The sequence below is a fragment of the Hoeflea sp. genome, assembly GCF_039975035.1.
Taxonomy (GTDB): Bacteria; Pseudomonadota; Alphaproteobacteria; order Rhizobiales; family Rhizobiaceae; genus Hoeflea.
This window is the reverse complement of the sequence record NZ_JBDWHW010000077.1, coordinates 1-7,509: the sequence shown is the minus strand read 5'-3', so window position 1 is coordinate 7,509 and position 7,509 is coordinate 1. Positions and strand designations below refer to the sequence as shown.

General features: G+C 49.7%; 6 protein-coding genes and 1 pseudogene. 2 read left to right on the top strand and 5 right to left on the bottom strand.

The genetic code is table 11. The features are described 5' to 3' along the window. Nucleotides 1–123, top strand: a pseudogene (locus ABJN75_RS06585) (phosphoglycolate phosphatase); the annotation flags it as partial. A gap of 34 nt (nt 124–157) precedes the next feature. Further along, on the top strand, nt 158–2,131 hold the full coding sequence (locus ABJN75_RS06580) for a tetratricopeptide repeat protein (protein ID WP_348437974.1): 1,974 nt from the start codon (nt 158–160) through the stop codon (nt 2,129–2,131). A gap of 33 nt (nt 2,132–2,164) precedes the next feature. Here ABJN75_RS06580 and ABJN75_RS06575 read toward each other — a convergent pair whose 3' ends face one another. The 5 genes from ABJN75_RS06575 to ABJN75_RS06555 all read right to left on the bottom strand — a co-directional run. Then, nucleotides 2,165–3,043, bottom strand: a complete 879-nt coding sequence (locus ABJN75_RS06575) for a class I SAM-dependent methyltransferase (RefSeq protein ID WP_348437972.1) — start codon at nt 3,041–3,043, stop codon at nt 2,165–2,167. Further along, nucleotides 3,040–3,738 carry an acylneuraminate cytidylyltransferase family protein gene (locus ABJN75_RS06570; protein WP_348437970.1) on the bottom strand — a complete coding sequence of 233 codons (699 nt, stop codon included), beginning with the start codon at nt 3,736–3,738 and terminating at the stop codon, nt 3,040–3,042. The genes ABJN75_RS06575 and ABJN75_RS06570 overlap by 4 nt, the downstream gene beginning before the upstream one ends. Nucleotides 3,739–3,762: 24 nt before the next feature. Further along, a complete protein-coding gene (locus ABJN75_RS06565) occupies nt 3,763–4,794 on the bottom strand; it encodes a GDP-mannose 4,6-dehydratase (RefSeq protein ID WP_348437968.1) in 1,032 nt (343 codons plus the stop codon). Next, complete coding sequence (locus ABJN75_RS06560) at nt 4,787–6,610, bottom strand: N-acetylneuraminate synthase family protein (RefSeq protein WP_348437966.1); 1,824 nt, start codon at nt 6,608–6,610, stop codon at nt 4,787–4,789. The genes ABJN75_RS06565 and ABJN75_RS06560 overlap by 8 nt, the downstream gene beginning before the upstream one ends. 263 nt (nt 6,611–6,873) lie before the next feature. Further along, nucleotides 6,874–7,509: ferredoxin--NADP reductase (locus ABJN75_RS06555; protein WP_348437964.1), on the bottom strand; the 636-nt coding region annotated here is incomplete at its 5' end.

Sequence of the window (7,509 nt, the reverse complement as noted above, 5' to 3'; positions counted from 1 at the left end):
CCGGTCATTGCAGTCGATTTTGGCTACACACCCGTTCCCGTGACAGAACTCGGCCCGGACAAAGTAATTTCCCATTTTGATGAACTGGCTGGAGCACTCGAAGAAGTACGCTGCTTAAAATAGTGTTCGTTCTTCTGAGGGGTTGCCGCAAGCTCGATTGCCTTTTGGTCAATCAAAGCAATCCCCAGCGGAATCGGTGAAGTTCTCCTTCTCCGCTGCAGATTTTTTGCAGGCCTGCTATGGTTTTTCCAGTGATTCCAACAAGGCATTAACTCCAATGGCCACTCAGACAGCAGCTAATCCTATCCGCGAAAAACTGCTGAAAGGTGTTGGCCAACAGCAAGCCGGCGAGTTCGAAAAAGCCCAAAGAACCTATAAACAAATCCTCAAAAGGGTTCCCAACAATCCAGATGCGCTCCATTTGCTCGGCGTTACATACCGACAACTAGGCTACCCTAAGCGGGCTATTGAATACATTCAAAAGGCAATTGCCGCCGATCCTAAGCAGTCAGCCTTTTATGCAAACCTGGCCCGCGCCATGATGGATCTGGGGACGGATTCTGTTAGCCTTCTCGCCGTTTGCAACAAATCGTTGTCGTTGAACCCGAGAGAGCGCGAAGCGCGAAACATCAAGGCAATTGCGCTAACCAGACAAAAAGAATTCGAAGAGGCTGAAATACTCCTACAAGGCTTAATTGTTGAATTTCCCGACTTTGCAGATGCGTACCAAAATTTCGGAACCCTATTGATCGACGCAGATCGTGCAGAGCATGCAATAAATTTTTTCACCAAGGCAATCATGCTTGAGCCGGACAATGTTTCAAATCATTCTCAACGTGCCCGTTGCCGACTGAAGCTAAAGCAATATGAACCATCTCAATACGAACTAACGGAAGCGCTGGAACGCTTTCCAGGGAATGGCGATATAATGCATGATGCAGCGCGTCTATTGTTTAGTATGAATGAAACAAACAAAGCTATTCAATACGCTCGACAAGCCCACGAAGCAGATCCACGCGATTATCATAAATGCGTCACACTTGGTGTAAGTCTCATTATGCACGGGGAAAACAAAGACGCTCTTGATGTCATGAAATTGGCCAAAAAGTATTCTTCTGCAAACAACAAGACAGTCGACTGGAATCTCGCGCTTGCATATCTCGCAAACGGGGATCTCAAAAAAGGATGGGAACTCCATTCTGCCCGTTTTGAAGACCCAGCGTCAAAAGTAATGAACCGGAAGTTTGATGTACCTGCGTGGGAAGGCGAGGACATTTCCAACAAAACAGTGTTGGTCTGGGCCGATCAAGGGCTCGGCGATGCACTGAAGGCCGGAACGATGCTGCCGGAACTCATTGCCAAAGCCGGAAAAGTGATCGTTGAACTATCGGAAAAGGGCGCAAAGTTTTTCCAACACTCTTTTCCGCAGACAGAATGTCGCGCCGCAAGAATGGACAAGGATCTGGTGGCAACAACTTCAGACTTCGATCTACACGCCAACATTTCAGACCTGACATCATTTTTTCGCCCTGATATTGATTCTTTCCGAAAAGCGACTTGTCCGGTCTATTCGTTCGAAAAAGGACGAGCTCAGGATTACTTTCAGAGGTTGAGTGGTGCCAATGACAAACCGATCATTGGGATCTCCTGGCGTTCTAAGAACCTCGCAGTCAATCGTGCCCGATACTATCTATCTGCTCCAAGCATTGCCCCTGTCTTGGAGTCTCGGGATGCAATTTTTATCAATTTGCAATATGCAACAATAGATAAAGAGATTGCGTTTTTTCGAACAAAATATCCGGAAAGATTTATCTATTTTGAAGATGTAGATTTGTTTGACGACCTGCTTGGCGCGGCCGCATTGACAGCATGTTGTGATTTTGTAGTCTCCGCAAATACGAGTGTTGCAGATATGGCAGGTCTCCTCGACATTCCTTCTATTCGCTTCGGTCAACAAGAGCCGCCACTGCTACTAGGTCAAAAAAACCCGCCTTGGTATCCATCAATGACCTATATGCATCCCTATAATGACCGCCCATGCGCAGAGTTTGTACCTGAGATCATCAAGGAATTGGACCGTCAGCTGATTGACTGGACTCCGGATAGAAGGAACAAACGGTTAGGTCTATAACTAACCCACAAGTCGATACACCTCTCTGCCTTATCAGACAGGATTGCGGGCAATCGCAACTAAGGTGTCTGTCGCATCAATCCGGTTTAGCGCCGCTTCATATGCTCCAGTCAACTCAGGCGTATCGAGCGCAGAAAGTGCGGATTTGTGGCCACCAGGTTTTTGGGATGCCAACCAGGTCATATGGTTGGAAAGCGGATATCTCTGCACACCCTCAATGACAACTCCTTCAAATCCAGCTGCCTGCAGCAGTCGATTGAGACTGTCCCGTGTATGCAGAACAAGATGCTGGCTCCACAAAGTAAACGACTTGAAGGCATCGCTATGAACCTGAGACAGCAGAAAATCATTGGCGTGTGGAACTTCAACAACCACTGTTCCACCCGGCTTGAGAACACGGTGGATGTCACGCAGTATTGGTAGCGGATCAGGTAAGTGTTCTAAAACATGAAAACTGACAGCAGTGTCCAAAGAACCATCAGCTACGGCAGACAGTTCTGTATGACACGCAATGCCATCATCATTCAGTGCAGCAACATAATCCCTTTGAAGCTCAATGCCGCAACAGGAAGCGGTGTCGTAGCGGACAGATTGCAGAAAAGCGCCATCACCACAGCCAAAATCAACAATGTGCTTGCCCGAAACGAAGGCCTGATATGTCTTTGAACGACGAGCCGCGTCCCGGGTGGTCTCAAAATCCCGGCTGCCTGAGACTTTCAGGTTTGCCTCCCGATAGCCGCCATCTTCATAGACATCATTTCCGCCGTAAAACCCATCAATGTAGATCACGCCAGACTGGCTATCGCGGAACACCTTTACACCTTCCCTGTCGCGTGTCCGGTCAGCGTAGATTTCCTGATGTTCTTTGCTGGCGACTCCAAGGGCAAACAGTGTTTCGAAGATACTTGTCATTTCACCAAGCCTTGAAGATCAGTTGTTTTCGCAAAGGCTTCCAAGAGTGCCCAGTCACGCGGTGTGTCCAAATCAATTTCAACAGCATCTGGAAGGATAACTGGAACGCTTCGACCGAAGAACCGGTCTCCCGCCTCGATAAATGCGTCCTTGCGAAGTGCATAGATTGCACCGGTTTCGCGGTATTCCTTGGGGCGGTCCTGGCGGCGTTGACGTGGTTTGGTAGCGTCGTGATTGACACCAATTCCAGTTCCGTCCGGCGCTATCTCCCAGAGAAATGCATGGACGTCGACGACTGAGAAAGCCGTATCTGCATTCATTGCGGCACGTGTTCGGACGACCTGATCGATTTCTGACGAAGTGGTAAGTGGTGCGGTGCATTGCAGGAAAACCACAACGTCGGCAAGCCTGCACGCATCGACTGTTGCCAGTGCATGTACCACGGCGGATTCGGTCGACGCCTCATCTCCGGAAATGTTTGCCGGGCGTTTGAGAGCAAGAGCACCATGGTCCTCTGCCACCGTCAGGATTGCATCATCATCGCTCGAAACAATTACGTCGGATATCGTTTCTGCACCCAATGCGGCTCGGATCGAATGCGCGACAAGCGGCATCCCTAGAAACGGTTTTGTATTTTTTCCCGGAATACCCTTGGACCCGCCTCTGGCAGGAATGATTGCGACCACGCGTTCCATTGCGGCTCCTGTCAACTTTCGGCGTCAGAGCCCGGGTTTTTCGATCGCTGCTTTTTTGAGATCATATATTGCCATCCGACGGGCTATTTCAGGTGCCAGTACTTGCGGCTTCCAGCCGAGAATTTCCTGTGCTTTGCTGTTGTCACCGCGCAGATATACAACATCGGAGGCCCGGAAATAACGTGGATCAACATAGGCGATCAATTTGCCGGTTTTACGGTCGTAGCACTTTTCGTCAACACCCTCGCCTTCTGATTTCAGATCGAATCCGACTTCGGATGCTGCCATGAACAGGAATTCCCGAACGGTGTATTCAGTGTTTGTGGAAATGACAAAATCATCTGGCTGATCATGATCCAGCATCTTGATCATCATATCCGTATACTCGGGCGCATATCCCCAATCACGAACACTGCTCAAATTTCCAAGTGGAAGAGCGTCTTTCCCCTGAAGCTTGATTTCAGCAAGCCAGCTCGTAATTTTGCGGGTCACAAATTCCAGACCGCGCAGTTCAGATTCATGATTAAATAGAATGCCGGATGTCGCAAACATGTCGTAAGCTTGGCGATAATTCACTACCAGGGAATGGGCCGCGAGTTTCGAAATTGCATAGGGGCTCAGTGGATTGAACGGCGTTTTTTCTGTCTGTGGCTTTTCCAGTACATCGCCATACATTTCAGACGTCGAGGCCTGATATAGCTTCGCATCAAGTTTAAGAATACGCATGGCCTCAAGAATATTGAGGACCCCCATATAGTTCACTTCGGACGTGTAGTGCGGGAACTGGAAACTATCCGCAACGAAGCTCTGAGCAGCGAGATTGTAAATGTAATCTGGCCTGATCTCGTTCAGGATGTTCTGCACATTGGCAAACTCAGTCACTTCCAAGGTACAGAATTTGACCTTTTCAAGAATACCAAGCTCTTTGAGGCGATCTGTCTTGGATGTGCTGCCACGCCGCATGGCGCCGTAAACCTCAAACCCTCGCTCCAGCAAAGCCCGCGCCAGAAAGCCGCCATCCTGGCCGGTAATTCCGGTGATCAGAACCTTAGTCATGTTTTCCTCCTAGCTGCCGGATGGCATTTTCGAAACCGTCACCTTCCGACAGGTGGCCTTGCCAGATTTCCAGAACCTTGCGCCCGGGACCGTCAATATAGGGCAATGGATCACCGAGATCCCCCTGCCCGAATTCAATCCCCTCCCCGTCGATCCCATTCGCATCTGCGATATGAAGATGCCGGGAAAGTGGCATTAAATGCTCACACCACTTTTTCCAATCATCCTTGGCGTAATTTGCTGAAAGGATGAGGTGCGAAAGGTCCAGGCACAGTTCCATGCCAATTTCATTTACAATCTCGATATCATCGGCACCGCAGAACATGTCCAGCACATCCGCTCCGCCAAAATACCACGCGATACGCGGCAACCATTGCGGATAAATCGGAACTCCGCGCTGACGCCCGGCTGTATTCAAGACGTCCTGAAGGCGTTGATAAGTTGGTTTCTTTCCGTTAGGCAACAACCGGGAAAAGCTTCCGACAATCGGAACACTGGCACCGGTACGTGCCTCCAACTCCAGTGCCAGATCAACGCAAGATTCAATAACTTGCAAACTGCCCAAACGCGTTCGTTCGTCTGCGGACATCGGATCTATTAACGTCTTGCTGTCGATGTAATCGGGTATGTGGATGGAATAGTGCCGCGTCAAATCAAGCTTTTTGAGCTCGACTTCCATCGCTGACCCAAGAGCACCAACCTCTTCAAACGACAAATGCAATTCATTGTTCAGAATAGGGAACCTGCTCTGGAGAACTTGCGCATCATGCAGACGCAGTGGAATTGAAAGCTGCTTCTTATCGCAAAAGGCAATCAGATCCGGGCCCAACGGTGGTTTTGGATCAGTGAAATGCAAGTCGGATACAGCAGTCCCAACAGGAACCGGACGTCTGACCGTCGAGAGGTTTCGTTTCGCGAGGTCACCCCAAGTCAGCCCCTTGCGCGGCGCCTTGATCACCGTGTTATCGGTAGATACTGCATCACCAATTGCAATCGCCTTGCTGGCATAGAGAGATGACCCAAGGTTCTGCATGTTGATACGCTCACCCTGATTGATCTCACGATGAGGTGTCCCTTGAATGGTTTCAAATGCGTTCAGCAGGCCGCATAGGCGAGTGAACTCTTCAGGGTCCGAACTCGAACTGTCATCGATACCCTTGCCGTTCTTGTCCATCGTCAGATGACGTTCAAATACTGTTGCACCGTTGGCGGCTGCGATCAGGCAAACTTCCCAGTCTCGATCATGGCTGGAATAGCCAATTGGTGCGTTCGTCTTTTGCCTGAGCGTGTTGAGGAACAGCATCTGCTGATTGCCAAGCAGAACCGGATAGTTGGAGATGCAATGCAGATAAGAGACGTCGGCAATGGCGTTTGTTAAATCAATCGCCTGAAATATATCGTCTTCTGAATGACCACCAGTGCTAAGAATTATAGGTTTTCCAAGCCCCGCTAGAGACGTGATGAGTGACAGGTTCAAAAGTTCCGCAGAAGGGACTTTGAAAAAATCAAATTCGTGAATGCTGTCTCCAAAATCAGCTGCGTCTTCAAACTTGAAAAAGCTGATTCCGGCTGCCATGCCTTGTTGCTGAATTAGCCGGGCCAGCTCCAGTATCTCGCTCGGTGCGATGTAACTCTCATCAATTTCCTGGCTGAGGATTTCATCGCCGATTTCATGAGTTGCCTGGTAAAAACCCTCTTTGGCCCGGTATTGAAATTTTGCGCCCCATGCGCCCGCCTTAGCAGCAACATCGATCAGCTTTTTTGCGATCCCTGAAGAACCGCGGTGGTTAATGCCAAGTTCGGCAATAACTTTCATTTCAAAAAATCCAAACTCTGGGAACCTTACGCTAGGCCGCCAATATCATACCAAGAGTTTCCAGAGAGTATTGCAAGCCAATTGGAGTGGATATTGATAGGAACCTTAAGAGACCAGCCTTCCACAGATAAGCGTCACCGTTGCAGATATTTGGCGCTACTGATCCTTGCATTCAGTAGTAACGACCTCCTTCAAACGCCCGGACAACAAAAAGGCCGGGGAAACCCGGCCTTCTGATTCTGCTGATTTGAAGTGCTTAGAGATCAGCCAACAAATGCGCGCTCGACAACGAATTCGGCTGGTTTGTTGTTCGCACCTTCGGTCAGGCCTCTTTCTTCCAGCAAAACCTTGGTATCACGGATCATATCCATGGACCCGCAAATCATGCCGCGATCAATCGCCGGATCAATTGGCGGAACACCCAGATCTTCGAACAGTTTGCCCGATTTGATCAGATCGGTAATTCGGCCCTGACGGGGGAAGTCTTCGCGTGTGACCGATGTGTAGTGCACCAGTTTGTCCTTGGCGAATTCACCGATTAGCGGGTCATTGATGGTCTCTTTAACCAGGTCCTCACCGTATTTGAGTTCCGCAATTTCACGGCACGTATGGGTCAGGATCACCTGATCGAATTTCTCGTAGGTGTCCGGATCACGGATCAAGCTGGCGAACGGCGCGATACCGGTTCCGGTTGAGAACATGTAGACGCGTTTACCAGGCACCAGTGCATCATTCACCAGCGTGCCGGTCGGTTTCTTTTTCATGAGCACCGCATCGCCTGGCTGGATTTTCTGGAGGTGCGATGTCAGTGGTCCATCAGGTACCTTGATGGAGAAAAACTCGAGTTCCTCATCCCAGGCCGGGCTGGCAATGGAATAGGCCCTGTAAAGCGGCTTGCC